Here is a 21,818-nt window from a genome sequence, read left to right on the forward strand (position 1 = left end):
GGACTGGACGAGGACCCGGACCAAGTAAAGGACCACCCATGACTTTTGACTACAAAGTTGCCGACATTTCCTTGGCCGAGGCCGGTCGGCACCAGATCCGCCTTGCCGAGCACGAAATGCCGGGCCTGATGTCCCTCCGCGAGGAGTTCGGCGCCTCCCAGCCGCTCAAGGGCGCACGGATTGCCGGCTCCCTGCACATGACGGTCCAGACCGCCGTCCTGATCGAGACCCTCACTGCGCTGGGCGCCGAGGTCCGCTGGGCATCCTGCAACATCTTCTCCACCCAGGATGAAGCCGCCGCCGCTGTGGTGGTGGGCAACGGCACCGTCGAGGATCCGCAGGGCGTGCCCGTGTTCGCCTGGAAAGGCGAGACCCTCGAGGAATACTGGTGGACCGCGGAACAGATCCTCACCTGGCCGGGCGCCGAGGCCAACCCCGAGCTTGGTCCCAACATGATCCTGGACGACGGCGGCGACGCAACCATGCTGGTGCACAAGGGCGTGGAATTCGAAGCCGTGGGCAATGTGCCCTCCGCGGACCCCGAGGACTCTGAGGAATACGGCATCTTCCTTGACGTCCTCCGCCGCTCGCTGGACGCCGATCCGAAGAAGTGGACCCGCACTGCAGCCACCATCAAGGGCGTCAGCGAGGAAACCACCACCGGCGTCCACCGCTTGTACCAGCTGGCTGACCAGGGCAAGCTGCTGTTCCCCGCCATCAACGTCAACGACTCGGTCACCAAGAGCAAGTTCGACAACAAGTACGGCATCCGCCACTCCCTGCCGGACGGTATCAACCGGGCCACGGACGTGCTCATGGGCGGCAAGGTCGCCGTCGTCTGCGGCTATGGCGACGTCGGAAAGGGTGCCGCCGAGGCCCTTCGCGGCCAGGGTTCACGCGTGATCGTCACCGAGATCGACCCCATCTGCGCACTGCAGGCGGCCATGGACGGCTACCAGGTGGCCAAGCTGGAATCGGTCCTGGCCCAGGGTGACATCTTCATCACCACCACGGGCAACAAGGACGTCATCATGGCCGAGCACATGGCGGGCATGAAGAACAAGGCCATCGTGGGCAACATCGGCCACTTCGACAACGAAATCGACATTGCCGGCCTGGCCCGCGTTCCCGGGGTAAAGAAGGTCGAGATCAAGCCGCAGGTCCACGAGTGGGTCTTCGACGAGGGACAGGACGCCGAGCGCTCCATCATCGTCCTCTCCGAAGGCCGGCTGCTCAACCTCGGCAACGCCACCGGCCACCCGTCGTTCGTCATGAGCAACTCGTTCGCCAACCAGACCATCGCCCAGATCGAGCTGTGGACCAAGCGGGACCAGCACGAGTACGAGAACAAGGTCTATGTCCTGCCCAAGGTCCTCGACGAGAAGGTGGCCCGGCTGCACCTGGACGCCCTGGGCGTTGAACTGACCGAGCTGAGCAAGGACCAGGCGGAATACCTGGATATCGACGTCGCGGGCCCCTACAAGCCTGAGCACTATCGTTACTGAGACGTAAGGGCCCGGGCACGCAACGTGCCCGGGCCTGTTATTTTCTGCACGTAGGATCGAAAACATGGAGCCTGATGTAAAGCCCCGCCGCCGGGGGACTGCCAAGAAAGTCCTTGCCGTGGCTGCCGTTTGTATCCTGGCTGCCGTCGGCGGGGTTTTTGCCGCCGTCGCGCCGGGACTTGCAGGCGGGCCGCTGGAATCGGAAGCAGGCTCCGCGCTGCGTACATCGCCGGGCATCGCATCGCCCGTTGTCCCGCCGGTAAAGGTCGACGCCGCCCCCGCCGACGGCGCCAAGCAGGTCAATCCCGCCGCGCCGGTCTCCCTGAAGGTGGGCAACGGGATCATCCAGCGCGTCACCCTGGCCAGCATCGCGGGGAAGAGCATCGACGGAAGCATCGACCCGGCCGGGACCTCATGGTCTGCCAGCGCGCCTTTGGAGTTCAACACCGAGTACAGCTACACCTACGTGGTCAAGGACAGTGCAGGGCGGGAGACCAGCACCACCCAGTCCTTCAACACGGTCTCCAGCTCACATGAGGCGGACGCCGCCATCTACCCCTTGAACGGCATGAAGGTGGGTGTCGGCCAGCCCCTCCAGATCATCTTCAGTGAGCCCGTGACCAACCGCGCCGCCGTGGAAAAGGCCATCAAGATCACCACCACGGCAGGACAGGCCGGGGCGTTCCACTGGTACAGCGACACAATGGTCCGTTACCGTCCCGAGAACTTTTGGGCGGCCAACTCCACCATCACCATGGACATGCAGCTCTTTGGCGTCGACCTTGGAAACGGCCAGATCGCCAATTTCAATAAGAAAGTGAACGTCAACATTGGGGACAAGAAGGTGGCCATCGCGGACGCCACTGCCCACACGTTCACGCTGAGCGTCAACGACCAGCCCGTCAAGACGCTGCCCGTGAGCATGGGGGACAAACGGTTCCCGTCCGCCAAGGGCTACGCCGTGCTCATGGAGAAGAACCGGTTTGACCACTTCAGGGCTGCCAGCATCGGCCTGAAGCCGGACGATCCCGCCTACTACGGTGAGGCCGACGTCGAATACACCATCCGCCTCACCCTGAGCGGGGCCTACATCCACCAGGCCCTGGAGTCCGCCTATCCGTATATCGGCAACGCGAATGTTTCCCACGGCTGCATCGGATTCCTTCCGGACGGGGCAGCCTGGGTGTTCGATAACATGGGCACCGGCGACGTCGTCCAGATCATCAACACGGAGGGTGACTACGCGGCCAACACGGACGGATATGGTGACTGGAACATTCCGTGGAGCGAGTACGACAACTGAGTCACTCTGCGAACGGCAGCCGCTGCAGCCGCTGTCCTGTTGCGGTGGTCCGCCGGCGTGACTGCGACAACCTGTTGAACTCCCTGTTCCGGCGTTCAGCGACGACGGCGGCCAGGTAGTCATCCGGGCCGGTCCCCGGCGGTGGCGGCGGCGCAACGTGGGCTGACAGTTCCCCGGCGATCGCCTGCGCCATACCGGCCCTTGAAAGCGGCGCCATGCGGCCCGCCTGGCGGATGAACTGGGCGGCCCTGCGCGCCGTGGCGTCAGGAATCCGGCCGATGTCCGCCGCGGCGGCCCACGCCTGAAGGTAGGGCGGTACGAAAACCTGGACGGCCGCCTCTGCGGGAACCCTGCTTCGCACGGCGTACGTGCCGGCGAGCAGGTCGCCCAGCCGCCGGGATTTGTCGTTGAAGAGCGCCACGGCGAGGGCAAGGCCGCCAAACGTCAGGTAGATCTCGAGGAATCCGGTGAGGCCCCGGATCACGGCATGCCGGAACCGGATGGAACCGCCGTCCTCACGCACTACCCGCAGGCCCGTGGCCAGTTTCCCCAGCGACCGGCCCCGGGTCAGCGTTTCCATTCCCACGGGCACCACCACTAGGCAGAAGACGACGGCGGCCAGCCCCAGGGCACGCACGGCGGCACCGTCCAGGTCCCCGCCGGCGGCGGCCAGGCCAAGCATGATCAGCACGAGCAGTACCAGGTGGAAAACGACGTCGATGACCAGGCCCAGTGCCCGGGCAGCAAAGCCCGCCGGCCGCAGCTCGAGGACCACGGCCTCGCCGGTGATGATCTGGCTCACACTGCGTCCCTGCCCTTCGCGGCTGTGGATGTGGTCCATCCGACGGTGCGGACGGTAAAAGTCTAGTGCCGGCCGCTAGGCTGTAGCCGTGGATATGGATGCCTTCGCTGCCGTTAATGCGGACAAGTGGGCGCGGCTGCAGGAGCTTGCAGGCAAACGCAGGCTCAGCGGCGCCGAGTCGGACGAGCTGTTGGCGTTGTACCAGTCAACATCCGGCCACCTGTCGCTGGTCCGCTCCATGGCCCCGGAGGGTGGCCTGTCAGCTTCCCTCTCTGCCACGCTGGCCCAGGCGAGGACGCGCTTTACCGGAGCACGTTCCAACGCCATGGCCGACCTTGCCAGGTTCTTCGTGGTGGCCCTGCCCGCCGCGCTGTACCGGCTCACGGGGCTTACCCTGGCGTGCGGAACGGCCTTCGTCCTCATTGCCGCCGCCTACGCGGCATGGATCGGGTCGTCGCCGGACGCACTCCGGGCGGTAGCCTCGGAGACCGCCGCCGCCCAGTATGTGGAGCAGGACTTCATTGACTACTACTCGGAGAACCCGGCAGCGTCCTTCGCCGGCGCCGTGTGGACGAACAACGCGTGGATCAGCGCGCAGGCTGTGGCCCTGGGGATCACCGGGGTGTGGGTGCCGATGATCCTGTTTGGCAATGCCCAGGGAGTGGGCATTGCCGCCGGAATCTTCGCCGCCGCAGGGAAATCCGACGTCTTTTTCAGCTACATTTTGCCTCATGGGCTGATGGAGCTGACCGCCGTGTTTGTCGCTTCAGCCGCTGGACTGCGGATCTTTTGGGCCATGGTCTCGCCGGGCCCGCGGACCCGGGGACGGGCGGTGGCCGAAGAAGGCCGGTCGCTGGTAACGGTGGCCCTGGGACTGGTCCTGGTCCTGTTCGTCTCCGGGCTGGTGGAAGGGTTTGTCACGCCCAGTCCGCTCCCTGCGTGGGCCAGGATTGGCATCGGCGCGGCCGTTCTCGCCGCGTACTGGACGTACGTCCTGGTGTGGGGCAGGCGCGCTTTCCTCGCCGGGGAACGCGGTGACCTCCGCCGGGAAGATGCCGGCTACACGGAAATCGCTGCCTGAATCGTTGTAATCCTGCCGGGGTGGTTCCTCGCACAGCGGAAGTTCCGGACGGTAGGCTCGTCAGCAGAATCAATCGCGCCGGCGGAATGGAACCGGCGCGGAACCCAACGGAAGTGACGCTGCTGTGAATGACGAAACGCCGGTCCGCGCCAAAAGCGCTGCGCCGCAGCCGGAGCCTTTGCTGGATACGTCCGGGGATTCCGACGAGCCCGCGTTCTCCTGGCTGACGCCTGCTGACGGGGACAAGAGCAATGGTGAAGAAGCCCGCGGGGACAAACCGGATGGGGAAGAAGCCGACCGGGACAAGGCCGGCCGGCAGGAATCCGGTGCCGAGGGCAAAACCCCGCAACCGGAAACCCGCGCCCACCGCAAGGCCGCCGAGGCCGCCGTTGAGTCCTCCGCCCCCGGAAGTAACGCAACCGGACGAACGGCCGCCGCGTCTGCAGCTGCCTCCCCTTCCGCGGATGGGCACACCCACAGCCCCGGTTCGCCGGTGTTTAAGGAGTCCCTTCCCACTACTGCGCTGCACGTCCGTCCCCCCGAGGAGGAAGTGGAACGCCGCAACGCCCAACGGGAAAGCGCCGCGAACGCCAAGCCCGTGGCGCCGCGTTTCATGCAGGTCCTGCTCGCTGTCATCTACCCGTTCATCCTCCTGATCCTGGCCGTCCGGGCGGTCACCACCCCGCTCTTCCTTTGGGTGGAGTACAACCGCCCGGGGTTCCCGGGCGACGGCTACGGATTCAGCACCGATGACAGGATGACCTACGGCTCCTACGCCGTGGACTACCTCCTCAACTGGGCTGGCCCCAGGTACCTGGGCGACCTGGTGCAGCGCAGCGGCGAAAAGCTTTTCAAGGACGGCGAAGTCAGCCACATGGCGGACGTCAAGGCGGTCATCCTCTCCACTGTCGGCGCGGGTGCACTGCTGCTGATCCTGGCGTTGATCGCCATCCTGTACCTGCGCCGGCGCAGCACCGGCGGGGTCCGGCGTGGGCTCTTCGCGGGCTCCATCATCACGCTCGTCCTGATCCTGGGCCTGGGCACGCTGGCGGCCCTGGGCTGGCAGCAGTTCTTCACCGAATTCCACCGGGTCTTCTTTGCCGACGGGTCCTGGACCTTCAGCCTGGACGACACGCTGATCAGGCTCTTCCCGAGCCAGTTCTGGATCGACGCCGGCATCGCCATCGCGGGCCTGGTCCTCCTGGCATCCATCGTGACGCTCGTGCTCACGTGGCCTACCCGGCGCCGCCGCGGCGTTGCGCCGGAGGCCGGCAAGGCGGCAGAGCAGGAAATGGTGGATCAGCCGTAGATTTTGGCGATCTCCGCCTGGTACTCCTCCACCACAGCGGCCCGCTTCAACTTCAGGGACGGCGTCAGGTGCCCGGACTCCACCGTGAACTCGGCATCCAGCAGCCTGAACGTCCGCACGGACTCAGCCTTTGACACCATCCGGTTCGCAAGGTCCACCGCCTCCTGGAGCGCGGCCAGTACCTGGGGGTCCCCGGCAGCTTCAGTGAGGGGGAGCGGGGGCAGGCCACGCTCCGACCGCCAGTTGGCAACCCCTTCCGGGTCCAGGGTCAGCAGGGCTGAAATGAAGGGCTTGCCGTCGCCCACCAGCACCGCATGGCCAACCAGCTGGTGGGTGCGGATCTTCTCCTCCAGCGGGCCGGGCGCCACGTTCTTGCCGCCGGCGGTCACCAGCAGGTCTTTCTTCCTGCCCGTGATGGTCAGGAAGCCGTCCTTGTCCAGGGAACCAAGGTCACCGGTGCGGAAGAAGCCGTCCACGAACGATTCGGCATTCGCTGCCGGATTGTTGTGGTAGCCCTTGAACACGCCAATTCCCTTGACCAGGATTTCGCCGTCCTCGGCTACGCGGATGGTGGTGCCGGGGACAGGGATTCCCACAGTTCCCACCTTGGTCCGGGAAGGGGTGTTGGCCGTGCAGGGCGCCGTGGTCTCGGTCAGCCCGTAACCTTCGAGAACGGGAATGCCCACACCACGGAAGAAGTGCGCGTCATCGGAGGCCAGGGGACTGGCGCCGGAAACGGTGTAGCCAACCTCTCCGCCCAAAGCCTGGCGCAACCGCGGATACACGAGGCGGTCATATACAGCGTGCCGGGCTCTGTTGAGCAGGCCCGGGCCTGGACCGTCGCCGCGGCTCTGCCGGTCCTGTTCCCGGGAGTATTCGATCGCGGCGGCCGCCGCGGCATCGAACAGCTTTTCCTTCCCTGCCACGGCGGCCTTGTGCGCTGCCGTTGCCCGGACCTTTTCGAAGATGCGGGGCACCACCAGCAGGAAGGTGGGCCGGAACGTCCCAAGGTCTTCCAGGAGCTGCGCCGCGCCGGGGGTGTGCCCCAGGGTTGCCCCGGCCGCGAGGCAGACCACCTGGACGGCCCGGGCCAGTACGTGGGCCAGGGGCAGGAACATCAGGGTGCGGGCCTGGTCCTCCTGCAGGATTTCCGGGAGGAACGCAACGATGTTCTTCGCCACCAGGGCGAAGTTTCCGTGCGTGATCTCGCATCCCTTGGGTTTCCCCGTGGTACCCGAGGTGTATACGAGCGAGGCGGGATCGGCCAGCCCTGCCCTGCTCCGTTGGCGCTCCAGCTCGGCGTCGCTGACTCCCGTGCCCGCAGCGGCGAGGCTGGCAAGGTCCGGGGCCTCGCCGTCGTAATCCATCCGCACCGCGTTGACCAGGCGGTCCCGGAGCTCGGCTGATCCGGCTACCACGGCGCTGACCAGCTGCACGGTGGCACGATCGCCGGCGAAAACCCGGCGGACTCCAGCGTCCTGGATGATCCACTGGACCTGGCTGGCGGACGACGTTTCATAAATGGGCACGGTAACGCCGCCGGCGAACCAGATGGCAAAGTCCACCAGCGTCCACTCATAGGAAGTTCGCGACATCACCGCGACGGTGTCACCGGGTTCCAGGCCGCCGGCGATGAGGCCCTTGGCCAGCGCGCTGACGTCCTGCAGGAACTTCTGCGCGGAAATATCCACCCAGCCGTTGGGTCCCTTCCGCCGGTACAGGGCGTGGGCCGGGTTGGCAGCGTGCTGCTCCAGCAACAGGTCAGTCACGTTGCTGTTGGCGTCAAGCTCAACCAGCAGTTCCGTGCTCGCTTCTCTCACAGCAGGTCTCCGTTTCCGCTGCCACGCCGCGGCAGCGGCTCCTTCAGGTCTCCCTTGACATCCTGCCCTAGATCCAGGACGGCATCCACATCCGCACCTTCCAGTCGACGTACGGGATCACCTCGGCGGTCCAGATCGGGTAGAAGAACGCCGAGAGCAGCGCGGCCGCGGCCAGGAACAGGACCACCAAGTACAGTCCGGAGCGCCGGCGCCACGGCGGATCCGAGGATCTGCCCAGGACCAGGCCGAGGCAGTACACCAGGGCAAGGACCAGGAAGGGTTCAAAGGAGACCGCGTAGAAGTAGAACATGGTCCGCTCGGGGTACATGAACCACGGCAGGTAGCCCGCAGCGACGCCGGCCAGCACCGCCCCGGCACGCCAGTCCCGGCGCCCGGCCCACCAGAACAGCAGGACCACCAACGCGATGGCGGCCGGCCACCAGACCAGCGGGTTTCCCACGGACAGGATGGCAGAGGTGCATTTCTCCACGTTGCAGCCGGGGGTGCCCTGGGGCGGGGACTCGTAGAAGAACGACGTGGGCCGCCCCATCACCAGCCAACTCCATGCGCTGGCCTGGTAGGGGTGCTCGGAGCTCAGGCCCTGATGGAACTTGTACGCTTCCAGGTGGTAGTGGATGAGGGACCGGACGGAGTCGGGGAGCCAGCCCCATTCAGCCGACGGGTTGCTTTCCGCCCAGTGGCGGAAGTAGGCGTTGTCCGACCGGAACCAGCCCGTCCAGGTGGCCGAGTAGACGATCCCTGCCACGGGGACCATTCCAAGGAAAGCAGGGATGCCGTCCCGGATGACCCCGCCGCTGATCCATCCGCGGATGCCCGCCACACGCCTGGCGTTGAGGTCCCACAGCACGGTGAGGATGCCGAATCCGGCCAGGAAGAACAGGCCTGACCATTTTGTTCCCACTGCCAGTCCCATGCAGACCCCGGCGGCAACCCGCCACCAGCGCACGCCCAGCCATGGTCCGGAAAGCAGCGCCCCGGCCGGGGGCTGGCCGCCGTTCCCGGCAGCGGCGCGGCCCAGCCGGTGGGCCAGCCGGCGGCGCCCGTCGTCGCGGTCCATCAGGAGTGCCCCGAAAGCGGCCAGGACCCAGAAGGTGAGGAAGACGTCCAGCAGCGAGGTGCGGGACATCACCAGGTGGTGGCCGTCGACGGCGAGGAGCAGCCCTGCGGCGCCGGCCAGTGGAAGGGAACGGAACAGTTTCAGGGCGATCAGTGAGACCAGCAGCACGGTAAGGGTGCCCGTGAGGGCCGCCGCGAAGCGCCAGCCAAAGGGGTTTTCCGGCCCGAAGAGCCACATGCCGGCCGCGATCATCCATTTCCCCACCGGCGGATGGACCACATATTCGGGGGTGTTCAGCAGGACGTCCGGGTTTCCGGCATTGAAGGAATCGTTGGCCTTGTCCGGCCAGCTGCGTTCGTATCCGCTGATGAGGTAGGAATACGCATCCTTGACGTAGTACGTCTCGTCGAAGACCAGCTTGTGCGGCACTTCGAGGCGGACGAAGCGGAGAAGGCCGGCGATCACCGCAGTGAGGACCGGAACCAGGATGTACCAGAGCCGGAGTGACGCCGGATAGTCCCGCCACGACGCGGCGGTACCGATGAGCCTCGCCTTGAGCGCTTCGACGGTGAACGCTTCGTCCGGCCGGCTGATCCAGGCCCGGGGACTCGTCCCGGCCGGCCCTGCCGCAGTGGCGCCGGTTCCAGTGGAGGATGCCGCCGGGCTGGGTTTCCCGGCCCCGGCGGGCCGCGTCGAGGTCTGCGTCACGAGCCCCATGCTACCTTTTGCGGCTGGAAGACCCGGCAGCAGTAGGCTGGATGGGTGGACCCGAACCCCAGCACCCTTCCCGAGCCCGGCCCTGTGACGGCGGGGCGGATTGTCCTTGCCGCCACTCCCATCGGGAACACCGGCGATGCCTCCGCCCGGCTGGTGGAACTGCTGGGCACGGCTGACATCGTGGCGGCCGAGGATACCCGGCGCCTCCACCGCCTGGTCCAAAGCCTGGGTGTCGCCGTTGCCGGCCGCATCATCAGCTACCACGAGCACAACGAGGCCACCCGGACGGCCGAACTCCTGGATCAGGTGCGTGCAGGCAGCACGCTGCTGATGGTGACGGACGCCGGAATGCCGGCGGTGTCGGACCCCGGGTTCCGGTTGGTGGAGGGGGCCATCGCGGCGGGGCTCCCCGTCACCGCTGTTCCGGGGCCATCCGCCGTCCTCACCGCCCTGGCGCTCTCGGGCCTGCCCACCGACAGGTTCTGCTTCGAGGGATTCCTGCCCCGCAAGGCGGGCGAGCGGGCCTCCCGGCTGGCGGACCTGGCGGGGGAGCGGCGCACCATGGTGTTCTTCGAGGCCCCGCACCGGCTTGAGGCAATGCTGCGGGCCCTGCGGGAAAGGTTCGGCCCGGACCGCAGGATCGCGGTGTGCCGCGAACTGACAAAGACGTATGAAGAGGTCATCCGCGGCACCGTGGGCGAGCTCCTCCAATGGGCCGAGGACAACGAGGTCCGCGGCGAGATCGCCGTGGTCCTGGGCGGCGCTCCCGAACAGGCAGCAGGCACCCCGGAAGACCATGTGGCGGCGGTCAACGAACTGGTGGCCCAAGGCATCCGGCTCAAGGAGGCGGTGGCTGCGGTCGCCGAGGATGTCCGGGTCAGCAAGCGGGAGCTCTACTCCGCAGTCCTCGCCGCCCGCTAAGGCCCGTTCGGGCCGCCGCGCGCCTACTCCCGGGACCTGCTGGCGTGCTGTGCAGCTGCACAGCGCCGGAGCGATTCCGCAGTGCGCAACGGCGTAGACCATGGCAGTGCCCCGCAGTAGTCTGGCTGTTAATCAGCCCCATGATCCCGGTCACTCCGGCCGCGGCGACGGGCTGCCACAACCCTACCGACGAGGGAGTCATCGTGACTGTCACTGCACAGCCGGCCGTTACCGCCGAGCGCGAAACCCGGCTTTTGGCCTCCGTTCCCACCGGGCTGCTCATCAACGGTGAGTGGCGCGACGCCGCTTCCGGCAAGACGTTCGACGTCGAGGATCCCGCCACCGGAAAGGTGCTGCTGAGCATCGCCGACGCCGGCCCCGAGGACGGTGCGGCAGCCCTGGATGCCGCCGCGGCGGCCCAGGAGTCCTGGGCCAAGGTTCCGCCCCGCGAACGCGGCGAAATCCTCCGCAGGGCCTTCGACCTGGTGACCGAACGGGCCGAAGACTTCGCCCTCCTGATGACCCTGGAAATGGGCAAGCCGCTGGCCGAAGCACGCGGCGAAGTGACCTATGGCGCTGAGTTCCTGCGCTGGTTCTCTGAGGAAGCGGTGCGTGCCTTTGGCCGCTACTCCGTTTCCCCCGACGGCAAGTCCCGCCTCCTGGTGACCAAGAAGCCGGTGGGTCCGTGCCTGCTGATCACCCCGTGGAACTTCCCGCTGGCCATGGCCACACGCAAGATTGCCCCGGCCGTCGCGGCGGGCTGCACCATGGTGCTGAAGTCGGCAAACCTCACCCCGCTGACCTCCCAGCTGTTCGCGGCCGTCATGCAGGAGGCCGGCCTGCCCGCCGGTGTCCTCAACGTCATTCCCACCTCCACGGCCGGAGCCACCACCGGACCCCTGATCAAGGACTCCCGCCTCCGCAAGCTGTCCTTCACAGGCTCCACCGAAGTTGGACGCCGCCTCCTGGCCGATGCCTCCGAAAACGTGCTGCGTACCTCCATGGAGCTCGGCGGCAACGCCCCGTTCCTGGTCTTCGAGGACGCCGACCTGGACGCCGCCGTTACCGGCGCCATGGCGGCGAAGCTCCGCAATATGGGCGAGGCCTGCACCGCTGCCAACCGGTTCATCGTCCACGAGTCCGTCGCCGCCGAATTCGCGGAGAAGTTCGCCGCGAAAATGAAGGAAATGACCACCGCCCGCGGCACTGAGCCCGAATCCAAGGTGGGGCCGCTGATCGACGCCAAGAGCAGGGACAAGGTCCACGAGCTGGTCTCCGACGCCGTCGCTTCCGGTGCCAAGGCCGTCCTGGGCGGCGGACCGGTGGAGGGGCCGGGCTACTTCTACCAGCCCACCATCCTGTCCGGTGTCTCCGAGGGAACGCGCATCCTGTCCGAGGAAATCTTCGGCCCGGTGGCGCCGATCATCACCTTCGGCAGTGAGGACGAGGCTGTCCGCTTGGCCAACAACACCGAATATGGCCTGGTGGCCTATGTCTTCACCAAGGACATCAACCGGGGTATCCGGATGGGCGAAAAGCTGGAGACCGGCATGCTCGGCCTGAACGCCGGCGTCATCTCCAACGCAGCGGCACCCTTCGGCGGGGTGAAGCAGTCCGGGCTGGGCCGCGAAGGCGGCCTGGAAGGCATCGAGGAGTACCTCTACACGCAGTACATCGGCATCGCCGACCCTTACGCCGGCTGATCCTGGCAGGTGACCTGTACGTGCCGGCCGGGAATATCCCGGCCGGCACAGCTCTTTCAGCCGCCGCGGGACCTGCTGTCGCCGTCGTCCGCTGCTGACCCCACCCGTGCCCCGGCGCGCGGCAGGCGCCGGATGGTGCGGCCGGCGGCGCTGAACGGCATTCCCAGCAGCGCCCCCAGCCGGCGGTTGACGGACCGGGGGAGCCAGGAGGCCGCCCACCGCCTGGACCGGGGGACGTTCGCCTGAAGGGACTCCTCCACGGCGGCAACTCCGGCAGCAAGGTCCTGGCCCGCTACGCCGGCCGGACCTCTACCGCCGGGACGGCCGTACCGGTGCTGTTCAAAGGCCGCGGTAAGGGACACGACTGCCTCGTGGGCGTCACGGTCCATGCCGTCCGGCTCGCCCAGCAGCGTGCCGCGGAACCGGGCCGCATAGGTCCTGGGCGTCTCGCTCTCTCCGGGTGGCAGCCCGTAATCGGTGCCGAGGTCCCTCAGTTCGCTCCAGGCAAGGGGGACTGCCAGGTCGGGATGTTTGGGGTGGAGCCGGCGTGACCGGATGCCGGCGCGGACCATGTGCGGGGCCCCGGCCAGGAGCAGCAGGGCGGCGGCTCCGGCTGTGCCGAGGAGCCAGGGCACCAACTGCGCACCGTCGCCGGTGCCGTCGCCGCCTGCGCCGGGTACGGCCTGCGCAGTTGGGGTGGCGGCCGATGAGGGGACCGGCGCCGTATCGGGAATGAGACCGTCGTTGTTGCCCAGGGACTCCGCACCGGATGATGCCGAAGCCTCGGTGGCGTAGTCGGGGACAACTCCGCGGGACGGCGTCGGTTCGAAGGCCACCCAGCCCAGCCCCTGGAAGTACAGTTCGGGCCAGGCATGGGCGTCTCGCGCATCCGCCTCGTACTCCGGAAGGGAGCCCTGGCCGGCCACCGTGATGCTGGCCCCGGTCAGCCTGCCCGGTGCGTAACCCACGGCAATCCTGCTCGGAATGCCTTCCAGCCGTGCCATCACCGCCATCGCCGAAGCGTAGTGGATGCAGTACCCGCTCTTCTGCTGCAGGAAGTCGGCCAGGACAGAGAGCCCGTTGCCGTCGTAGCCGCCCTGCACCGGTGACTGGAGCGAGTAGGTGAACTCGGAGGACCGGAGGTACTTCTGGATGGCCATGGCCTTCTGGTACGGGGTCCCTGCGCCTCCCGCCACGCTCTGCGCCGTGGTTTTCACAATGTCCGGAACGTTGCCCGGGACCCGGGTGAACACATCGGCGATGCCCCGGGCCGGCCCTGAAGACTGGGCCAGCAGGGCTGCGGTGAGCTTGGGCACCGCAGAGGTCACCAGGTATTCCTGCCGCCGGGTGGTGGTGTCAGTGCCCTTGATGCTCAGCGTGGCAGGATCCCAGGTCCACTGCCCGCCAAGGCCGCTGACGGTTTCAGGCGCATAGGGGACCGGGAGGTACGGGCTGGTGAAGGACCCGGCGTCGATGGCGGTGACCAGGCGCACCTGCTCGTCGGTGAGGACCGGATAGCCGGGGTCGATCCGGCCGTCCAGCGGCACCCTGGAGCCGGTCCGGTCATCCGGGCCCCAGGAATCGCCGTCGAAATTGTCCACCGTCACCGAGCGCAGGTAGAGGGGTCCGGGCGAGTTGGTGGCGTATGTGATCCTGCCGCTTCCGTCGGGGGTGCGCAGGCTGCTGCCCAGGGTGATCATCGGGTTGAGGCCGGTGGCGCCGCCCCATGGGTTCAGCCGGGAACCCTGCGGGAAGGTGCCGCGGTCGAAGCCGGGAATGGCCAGGGGCAACACCAGCGTGGCGGCCAGGGCCACGGCGCCGGTCACGGCGGCCCGCCGCATCAGCCCCGGGCTGCGGGCCGAGCCGCCCTGCACCCTGCCGTCCGGCGCGAACCACTGGCTGCAGGCAAGGATCAGCAGATATCCCGCCGCCGTGGCAACGAAGCTCCAGACGCCCACGCTCTGGGGTTTGATCATGGCCGGGACCACCAACAGGGCCAAGAGCCCGACGCCGGAAGCCGCAGGCATGCCCAGCGGCACCGCGAGGGCATCGACCAGGATGACCGCCAGGCCGAGGACGGCACAGGCCACCATGACAATTCCGGCGTTCGGCGCCACGGGTGCTGTCTCGGCCAGGACTGTTTCGCTGGCACGCTGGATCAACCGGTCCAGTTCCGGCAGTGTCGCTCCGGTGGGCACGACCCAAAGGAAGCTGGAACTGCGGAAGAAAGTCAGGGTCAGCACACCGCCCAGGGCCACGAACCCGCCGGCGGTCACCAGCAGGGGCTGGGCGCGGAGGGAACGGAGAGCTGCCATGGTCAAGGCCACCGCCAGCACGGTGGTCATGGCGGCCCAGTACCAGTTCCAGCCGCGGAGGACGCCATTCAGGGACAGGGCAGCCCCGCAGCCCGCCGCCGTGATGGCTGCCGCCATGGCCCAGGGATAGGCGCCCGCGCCCGTCCGCCCGGGAGGCGCCCCGGGATTGCCGTTCGCCCGCTGCCCCGCGCCCGTCGGCCGGGCAGGTGCCATGGTCATTTGGCCACCCCCGCTCCCCGGCGGACCTCCGATGCCGGTGCCACCGGGACGGCCGGATCCTGGCCGAACTGGCCCCACACAGCAGGAAGCCGGGTGTTCGGTCCGGCGGCCACGGCCCGCCAGCCGCCCTGCCGGAGCACCTCCAGGACATGCTGGAACTCCGCGGGCCGTTCCACCGCCAGGAGGGCGAACGCGTCCGTGCCATAGGCGGCAGCCGGAGCCAGGGCCGCCGCCTCTTCGCCGGTGATCCGGCCCAGCACTGCAATCAGCGGGCCCCGCATCCGGTGGGCGGAGAGCTTGTCCATCAGGTGGTCGTCAAACGCCGGCGGGCCCTGGTCGATGCCCGGGTGCGGCCGCGTTGCCGCGGCCCGGTGCTCCGCGGCACGGCCGCCTTTGTCCAGGAGCACGCCGTCCCGCCGTGAGTGGAGCGGGCCGGAGAGGTGGATCGCAGCCAGGCTTTCGGCGATCGACTGCAGCCCGGACGGGCCGCTGTACTCCTCGGCCGCCGGCTCGGGGGACGACGGCGAGTGCAGGAACGCTGGTTCGCCTGCCGCATCCAGCAGGCGGAGGCCGTAATTGCGTTCTGCCAGGTGTGCACTGACGGACATGGCGGCAACAACCGACCATTCGAACGTGTCGCTGGTGGCCGGCGCATGCCCGTCGTGGCCCGGCAACCCCGGGGACGAGGTTCCCGGCCCGCCTGCGAACGCACCGGAACGGTGATCCAGGATGATGGTCGCTTCCGGCGTGGTCACGGATTCCTCCTGCCGGACCATTAGGGCCCCATGCCTGGCCGTGGCAGCCCAGTGGACCCTCCGCATCGGGTCGCCGTGGCGGTATTCGCGGGTCATCACGTCGTCATCGCTGGGATTCGCCCGCACGCGGGTGGCGGTGACGCCGTCGTTGCCCCGGGCTCCTGCCAGCCCTGTGGCGGGCAGGACGACGGCGGCAGGCGTCACGGTGAGGACGTCGCCGTCGTCAATGGACCGCCGGTGCAGCGAGAGACCGAAGGGGTCGGTGAACTCGGCCGTGACCGGTCCAATCCTGAACTGCCCGCGAAACCTGGAGGTGAGGTGGTATTCGTAGCGGCTGGTGCCGGCGGTGGCTGCGCGGGACGGGAACCGGAAGGCGGGTGGGTGGCCGAACTGCGCCGGAAGCCGCTCCTCCATGACCACCCGCCCGCTTCCCGGGCCGGTCCTGGCCACCGCGAGGGAGACCACTGCGGGAGCCGAGGTTTCCACCGGGGAGGGGTTGAACTCCCGGTAGACCCGGAACCGGGGTTTGACGAGGCGGACGCCCGCGAGGGAGACCAGGGGCAGCAGGAGCAGCAGCAGTGCCAGGGTCAGGAGGTCACGGCGTCCCATGACCTGGGCCGCGGCCAACGCGAAGGCGCCGGCTGCCAGCATGCCCCACCCACGCCTGGTGAACAGGTGCCGGGGGAGCTTGTCCAGGAGGGCCATGGCATGCGCCTAGCGGTTCCTGCTGCCGGCGGCGGCCCCGGCACGGTCGGGCTGGCCGGCGGCGGCCTGCGGCACGGGCAGCCGGGACAGCATGCCCCGCAGGACGCTGTGCGGGGTCTCGCCGGCGCCGGCAGCCTTCCGGTCAAGGATGATCCGGTGCGCCAGGACTGCCTCTGCCACGTCACCCACATCGTCCGGGAGGACAAAATCGCGTCCGTCCAGGGCTGCGGTGGCTTTGGCGGCGCGCAGCAGCTGCAGCATGGAGCGGGGGCTCGCACCCAGCCGCAGCAGCGGGCTTTCCCTCGTGGCCCTGCCCACTGACACCGTGTATTCCTTCACGGGACCGGACACGAACACCTGCTGGACAGTGGCGATCATCGCGGCGACATCGCCGGCCGTGACCACGGGGGAGACGTTTGCCAGCGGCGAGACCGCCTGGTGGGTCTCGAGCATCTCGATCTCGGCGTCCTTATCCGGATAGCCCATGGAAATCCGCGCCATGAAGCGGTCACGCTGCGCCTCGGGCAGTGGATACGTCCCTTCCATTTCGATGGGGTTCTGGGTGGCCACCACCATGAACGGCTCATCGAGTTTGTAGGAGGTGCCGTCCACCGTCACCTGGTGCTCCTCCATGCATTCGAGGAGGGCGGACTGGGTTTTGGCGGACGCCCGGTTTATTTCGTCGCCGATGACGATGTTGGCGAAGACCGCGCCGGGCCGGAACTCGAAAAGCCTGGACGCCTGGTTGTAGATGGACACCCCGGTGACGTCGGAGGGCAGGAGGTCGGGGGTGAACTGGATGCGGTTGACCGTGCAGTCAATGGTTCGGGCAAGGGTCTTGGCCAACAGGGTCTTTCCGACGCCGGGCACGTCCTCCACCAGCAGGTGGCCCTGGGCGAGGAGGACGGTGAGCGCCAGCTTGGCGGCATCGGATTTGCCGTCGATGACCGTGTTGACGGTGGTCAGGATGCGTTGCGCCGCCGCGTGGAAGGCCCCGGACTCCATGGCTGCCGGCCGGTGGCCGTTCAGGTGGCTGACGGGATCGGCGACGCCGGCCAGGTTGAGGTTAGGTGCGCTTCCATTGTTGGCAGTGCGTCGGTGGGGTTCCATCGGCAACCTTTCAGCCCGGGTTTCACCTGGACGTGACAGCAAGCCTGCCTTCGCCCCTCGGTGGGCGTGCGCGTGTGTTCGTTCCAGACTACTAACACAACTGCCCTGCCTGACAGAGAGTTCCGGCAAATATGGGGGAGCCTTGGGCCGCTAGGCTGATTGGATGTGCGATTCGTCCATTCCCGCCGCCTACCGGGCGCCTGCCGCAGATGCAACCACCGATCCTGATGCGGACCGTCGCAGGGATTTCCCGCCGGCGCCCGAACCGTTGCCGGTCCCGGTCATGGACAACCACACGCACCTGGACTTCCCGGAAGGAAAGGGCCCGGTAGGGATCAAGGCAGCCCTTGACGCCGCAGCGGCCGTCGGCGTGCAGGGGGCGGTGCAGGTTGGCTGCGACCTGGAGTCCTCGCGGTTCACAGTGGAGGCCGTGGACCTGGACGAAAGGCTGCTGGGAGCTGTGGCGCTGCATCCCAACGATGCTCCGCATTACGCTGCCCGGGGCGAACTGGAAGCGGCCCTTGCGGAGATCGAACAGCTGGCCGCGCATCCCCGTATCCGTGCCATCGGCGAAACCGGGCTGGACTTTTACCGCACGGAAGGCGAGGGGCTGCGGCACCAGGAGTACTCGTTCCGGCGCCATATCGATATCGCAAAGCGGCTGGACCTGACCCTGCAGATCCATGACCGGGATGCCCACGATGACGTGGTCCGGGTACTCCGGGAGGAAGGGGCACCGGAACGGGTGGTGTTCCATTGCTTTTCCGGGGACGAGGACCTTGCCAGGACGTGCAATGAGCAGGGCTGGTGGATGTCCTTTGCCGGCACCCTGACGTTCAAGAACGCCGCGAACCTCCGGGCCGCGCTCGCGGTCGCTGACCGGCAGCTTGTGATGGTGGAAACGGACGCCCCCTTCCTGACTCCGCATCCGCACAGGGGACGTCCGAACGCGAGCTACATGGTCCCTTACACCGTGCGGGCCATGGCAGAATTGACAGGCTCCGACCTTGCCGGCCTGTGCACCGCAATCAGCGAAAATACCGCAAGGGCATACGGATCCTGGTCCTGACCGCAGCCTGTCGCTACGCCCCTTACCGCATACCTGGTATGCAAAAATGTTGGCTGCTTTATAACGCTACGGTTACAGTGGAAAACTATTAGCCGGGGTCGGGGAAGGCCAACGGGTAATTTCACTCAACGTGCAGCCGGCCCGGCTTGACCAATATCCGGCCATGCCGCTGCGCGGAGTGTGGCGGCGCATCGGTGCCCGGACTCTTCTTTCGAGGTTGCTCCGGGCATTTTATTGCGCGTTCCCCGTGCCCGGATGGACCGAGAGTTACGGGCAATCGTGATCAAGTTCTTCACATCGGACGGCAAGTTCAGCTTTATAAAGGTTGGCGCCCAGCTGCTGGTGCTTTGCGGCCTGGTCGCAGGCCTCGTAGCCTTCGTGGGCAATAACAAAACAGTCACGCTCAACGTGGATGGCCAGGCGTCATCCGTGCAGTCCTTTGGTGGAACAGTGGCGCAGGTGGTCAAGAGCGCCAACCTGGACCTGAAGCCCGGCGACCGCGTCTCGCCTTCCCTGGACGCCACCGTCCAAAACGGCACCATCATCAACATCAACCAGGCCAAGGAAGTCAAGGTCAGCCTTGACGGGGCCGAGAAGACGGTCAACACCACGGCGCAGGACGTCGAGGACTTGGTGACCGAACTCGGTGTGGCCAGCGCCTCGTCCGTGTCGGAGCCCAAGGATGCCACCCTTGCCCTGGCCGGTTCATACGTCTCCATCTCCACACCCAAGACCGTCAGCATCGTCGCCGACGGCAAGGTCAACACCGCCACCACCACCGCCCCCACGGTGGGCAAGGTCCTGGAGGACTCCGGCGTGACCCTAGGCGCCAACGACCGGAGCTCGCAGCCGGCCAACGCCAACGTGGTGAACAACATGGTCATCAAGGTCTCCCGGGTGGACACCGGCCAGACCGCAGTTACCAGCGAGGACGTCCCCTTCGACACGGTCACCGCCGAAAGCGCCGACATGCTCAAGGGTGAGAAGCAGGTGACCCAGGCCGGAGCAGCCGGAAAGATCGAGCGCACCTTCAAGCTGGTGCTTGTGGACGGCCGTGAGGCCTCGCGGACCCTGGTGTCGGAGAATGTCGCGGTCCAGCCGGTCACCGAGAAGGTCACCGTGGGCACCAAAGCCAAGCCGGCCGTCCAGGCCGCGTCCGCCGCTGCAGGTGCCAACACCGGCGCGGCAGCACCGGCCATGATGAACGAAGCCATGTGGGACAAGATCGCCCAGTGCGAGTCCACCGGCAACTGGAGCATCAACAGCGGCAACGGCTACTACGGCGGCCTGCAGTTCGACATCCAGACCTGGATCGGCGCCGGCGGCGGCGCCTACGCTCCGAATGCAAGCCTCGCCACCAAGGCCCAGCAGATCGACATCGCCAACCGCGTCTACGCGCAGCGCGGCCTGTCGCCGTGGGGTTGCGGCTGGGCGGCCAGCCGCTGATCCGCAAGGAACAAACGCGCAGTTACGGCGATGGCCGGCACCGTATACTCCGGGGCCGGCCATCGCCGTTAACCGGAAGGGCGGGCCTGCCGCGCGGGATAGGATACCTAGGTGACTGAACCGATCCCCGCCGTGCCCGCACCGCTGTTCGGTGCCTCCGACATTCGCCGGATGGCAGCGGAAATCGGGGTCAGGCCCACCAAGACCCTGGGCCAGAACTTTGTCATTGACGGCAACACCATCCGCCGCATTGTTGCGGCCGCGGGCGTGGGGCCGGACGAAACAGTACTTGAGGTCGGTCCTGGCCTGGGCTCCCTGACGCTGGGACTGCTCGACGCGGCAGCGGCGGTCGTCGCCGTCGAAATCGACCCTGTCCTCGCCGCCAAGCTCCCCGGGACCGTGAACGAATGGCGGCCGGCCGCCGCCGATGCTTTCCACCTGGTGCACGCCGACGCCATGAAAGTCACCGAACTGCCGGTGGAACCCACCGCCCTCGTGGCCAACCTGCCGTACAACGTGGCCGTTCCGGTGGTGCTGCACCTGCTGCAGCATTTCCCCAGCCTGCAGCACGGCCTGGTGATGGTGCAGGACGAGGTGGCGGACCGCCTGGCCGCCGGGCCGGGGTCCAAGACCTACGGTGTGCCGTCCGTCAAGGCCGCCTGGTACAGCCAGATGCGCAAGGCCGGCGTGATCGGCATGAACGTCTTTTGGCCCGCCCCGAAAATCCACTCCGGTCTCGTGGCCTTCACCCGCCGCGAACCACCGGCCACCACTGCCACCCGCGAGCAGGTGTTTGCCGTGGTGGACGCCGCATTCGCCCAGCGCCGCAAGACGCTCCGCGCCGCCCTGGCGGGCTGGGCCGGGGGAGCGCCGGAAGCCGAACGCTGCCTGCTCGCTGCCGGCGTGGACCCCACCGCCCGCGGTGAAGTCATTGATATTGCAGCATTCGCCCGGATCGCCGAAGCCAGGGAAAACCGGCCGTGAGCGCGGCAGGGCGGTTCGCTGCCAGGACTGTACGGGTCAAGGCGCCCGGCAAGGTCAACGTGTCCCTGGCGGTGGGGCCGCTGCGGCCTGACGGTTACCACTCGGTGGCCAGCGTCTACCTCGCGGTGTCCCTGTACGAGGAAGTGGCTGCCACCAGTACCGCTGCCCCCGGCATCACCATCAGCCTCAGCCCGGACAGCACCCTGGACCTCGACGACGTCGACATCCCCCTGGACAGCAGCAACCTGGCGTACAAAGCGGCCGCCATCATGGCCGACGTTTCCGAACACGCCACCGGCGTGCACCTGGAGATCACCAAGCGGGTGCCGGTGGCCGGCGGCATGGGTGGTGGCTCCGCGGATGCCGCGGCCACGCTGCTGGCCTGTGATGCGCTCTGGAACAGTGGCCTGTCCCGCGAGGAACTGGCCCACCTCGCAGCGGAACTGGGCGCAGACGTGCCCTTCTCGCTCCTGGGCGGGACCGCCGTCGGCCTTGGCCTGGGCGACGAACTGTCACCGGCCCTGGCAAAGGCGCAGACCCACTGGGTGCTGGTGGTGGCAGATTACGGCCTCTCCACGCCCGAGGTGTACCGCACCCTCGACCGGCTGCGCGGAGACGAGGGAATCGACGCCGAAGAACCCACCGGGGTTGATCCGCAGATCCTCGCGGCGCTGCGCGGAGGCGACGCTGAGTCTTTGGGCCGGGTGCTGGTGAACGACCTGCAGCGTGCCTCCATTGAACTCTCGCCTGCGCTGCGCGATACGCTGGGAATCGGTGAATCCCAAGGCGCGATCGCGGGCATGGTTTCCGGATCCGGCCCCACCGTGGCGCTCCTGGCCGATGACTCCGTCGCCGCCGAGGCGCTGGCGGAGGACCTGCGGCACTACGGCCTGACGGCACTCCCGGTCCACGGCCCGGTCCCGGGCGCGCGCATCATCTCCGACACCCTCCTTTAATACCTCCAGTCCGGCAGCAG

At 67.5% G+C, this 21,818-nt stretch carries 16 protein-coding genes; 10 read left to right on the plus strand and 6 right to left on the minus strand.

Features of this window, described 5'->3' with window-relative positions:
- The first annotated feature begins 38 nt into the window (after nucleotides 1–38).
- Together ahcY and ACFVTD_RS06525 are read left to right on the plus strand one after the other, a co-directional pair.
- The gene (gene ahcY, locus ACFVTD_RS06520; protein ID WP_387559827.1) at nucleotides 39–1,505 is read left to right on the plus strand and encodes an adenosylhomocysteinase; all 1,467 of its coding nucleotides are present in this window, start codon (nucleotides 39–41) and stop codon (nucleotides 1,503–1,505) included.
- A gap of 64 nt (nucleotides 1,506–1,569) precedes the next feature.
- Nucleotides 1,570–2,808, plus strand: a complete 1,239-nt coding sequence (locus ACFVTD_RS06525) for an Ig-like domain-containing protein (RefSeq protein ID WP_387559829.1) — start codon at nucleotides 1,570–1,572, stop codon at nucleotides 2,806–2,808.
- A 1-nt stretch (nucleotide 2,809) separates the two neighbouring features.
- Here ACFVTD_RS06525 and ACFVTD_RS06530 read toward each other — a convergent pair whose 3' ends face one another.
- Nucleotides 2,810–3,610 (minus strand): RDD family protein, encoded by an 801-nt coding sequence (locus ACFVTD_RS06530; protein WP_387559832.1) that lies wholly within the window; start codon nucleotides 3,608–3,610, stop codon nucleotides 2,810–2,812.
- An 88-nt stretch (nucleotides 3,611–3,698) separates the two neighbouring features.
- Between ACFVTD_RS06530 and ACFVTD_RS06535 the strand changes: the two genes are divergently transcribed.
- Both ACFVTD_RS06535 and ACFVTD_RS06540 read left to right on the plus strand, forming a co-directional pair.
- Nucleotides 3,699–4,691 (plus strand): stage II sporulation protein M, encoded by a 993-nt coding sequence (locus ACFVTD_RS06535; RefSeq protein ID WP_387559835.1) that lies wholly within the window; start codon nucleotides 3,699–3,701, stop codon nucleotides 4,689–4,691.
- Nucleotides 4,692–4,815: 124 nt separating this feature from the next.
- Nucleotides 4,816–6,000, plus strand: coding sequence for a TIGR01906 family membrane protein (locus ACFVTD_RS06540; RefSeq protein ID WP_387559838.1), 1,185 nt, complete (start codon nucleotides 4,816–4,818; stop codon nucleotides 5,998–6,000).
- On the opposite strand, the gene ACFVTD_RS06545 is transcribed toward ACFVTD_RS06540, so the two are convergent.
- Entirely contained in the window at nucleotides 5,991–7,820 is a 1,830-nt protein-coding gene (locus ACFVTD_RS06545; RefSeq protein WP_387559841.1) for an AMP-dependent synthetase/ligase, read from the minus strand. The two genes, ACFVTD_RS06540 and ACFVTD_RS06545, sit on opposite strands and share 10 nt — an antisense overlap.
- A 67-nt stretch (nucleotides 7,821–7,887) precedes the next feature.
- A complete protein-coding gene (locus ACFVTD_RS06550; RefSeq protein ID WP_387559844.1) occupies nucleotides 7,888–9,615 on the minus strand; it encodes a dolichyl-phosphate-mannose--protein mannosyltransferase in 1,728 nt (575 codons plus the stop codon).
- A 45-nt stretch (nucleotides 9,616–9,660) separates the two neighbouring features.
- On the opposite strand from ACFVTD_RS06550, the gene rsmI reads away from it, so the two are divergent.
- Nucleotides 9,661–10,536, plus strand: coding sequence for a 16S rRNA (cytidine(1402)-2'-O)-methyltransferase (rsmI, locus tag ACFVTD_RS06555; protein WP_387559847.1), 876 nt, complete (start codon nucleotides 9,661–9,663; stop codon nucleotides 10,534–10,536).
- A gap of 203 nt (nucleotides 10,537–10,739) precedes the next feature.
- Nucleotides 10,740–12,239 carry an NAD-dependent succinate-semialdehyde dehydrogenase gene (locus tag ACFVTD_RS06560; protein WP_387559850.1) on the plus strand — a complete coding sequence of 500 codons (1,500 nt, stop codon included), beginning with the start codon at nucleotides 10,740–10,742 and terminating at the stop codon, nucleotides 12,237–12,239.
- 56 nt (nucleotides 12,240–12,295) lie between these two features.
- Here the strand turns inward: ACFVTD_RS06560 and ACFVTD_RS06565 are convergent, their stop codons facing one another.
- Genes ACFVTD_RS06565 through ACFVTD_RS06575 form a run of 3 tightly spaced genes read right to left on the minus strand, consistent with a single transcriptional unit; the run spans nucleotide 12,296 to nucleotide 17,343 of the window.
- Entirely contained in the window at nucleotides 12,296–14,773 is a 2,478-nt protein-coding gene (locus ACFVTD_RS06565) for a DUF3488 and DUF4129 domain-containing transglutaminase family protein (protein ID WP_387559853.1), read from the minus strand.
- Nucleotides 14,770–16,233, minus strand: a complete 1,464-nt coding sequence (locus tag ACFVTD_RS06570; RefSeq protein ID WP_387559856.1) for a DUF58 domain-containing protein — start codon at nucleotides 16,231–16,233, stop codon at nucleotides 14,770–14,772. The genes ACFVTD_RS06565 and ACFVTD_RS06570 overlap by 4 nt, the downstream gene beginning before the upstream one ends.
- Nucleotides 16,234–16,242: 9 nt before the next feature.
- Nucleotides 16,243–17,343, minus strand: coding sequence for an AAA family ATPase (locus ACFVTD_RS06575; protein WP_387559859.1), 1,101 nt, complete (start codon nucleotides 17,341–17,343; stop codon nucleotides 16,243–16,245).
- Nucleotides 17,344–17,506: 163 nt separating this feature from the next.
- Here ACFVTD_RS06575 and ACFVTD_RS06580 point away from each other — a divergent pair, with 163 nt between their 5' ends.
- From ACFVTD_RS06580 to ACFVTD_RS06595, 4 genes are all read left to right on the plus strand, one after another.
- Nucleotides 17,507–18,412, plus strand: coding sequence for a TatD family hydrolase (locus ACFVTD_RS06580; protein WP_387559862.1), 906 nt, complete (start codon nucleotides 17,507–17,509; stop codon nucleotides 18,410–18,412).
- 279 nt (nucleotides 18,413–18,691) lie between these two features.
- Entirely contained in the window at nucleotides 18,692–19,858 is a 1,167-nt protein-coding gene (locus ACFVTD_RS06585) for a transglycosylase family protein (protein ID WP_387559865.1), read from the plus strand.
- A gap of 111 nt (nucleotides 19,859–19,969) precedes the next feature.
- A complete protein-coding gene (gene rsmA / locus ACFVTD_RS06590) occupies nucleotides 19,970–20,842 on the plus strand; it encodes a 16S rRNA (adenine(1518)-N(6)/adenine(1519)-N(6))-dimethyltransferase RsmA (protein WP_387559868.1) in 873 nt (290 codons plus the stop codon).
- On the plus strand, nucleotides 20,839–21,798 hold the full coding sequence (locus tag ACFVTD_RS06595) for a 4-(cytidine 5'-diphospho)-2-C-methyl-D-erythritol kinase (protein ID WP_387559871.1): 960 nt from the start codon (nucleotides 20,839–20,841) through the stop codon (nucleotides 21,796–21,798). The genes rsmA and ACFVTD_RS06595 overlap by 4 nt, the downstream gene beginning before the upstream one ends.
- Nucleotides 21,799–21,818: the final 20 nt, after the last annotated feature.

This window comes from Pseudarthrobacter sp. NPDC058119 (assembly GCF_042884655.1).
Taxonomy (GTDB): Bacteria; Actinomycetota; Actinomycetes; order Actinomycetales; family Micrococcaceae; genus Arthrobacter.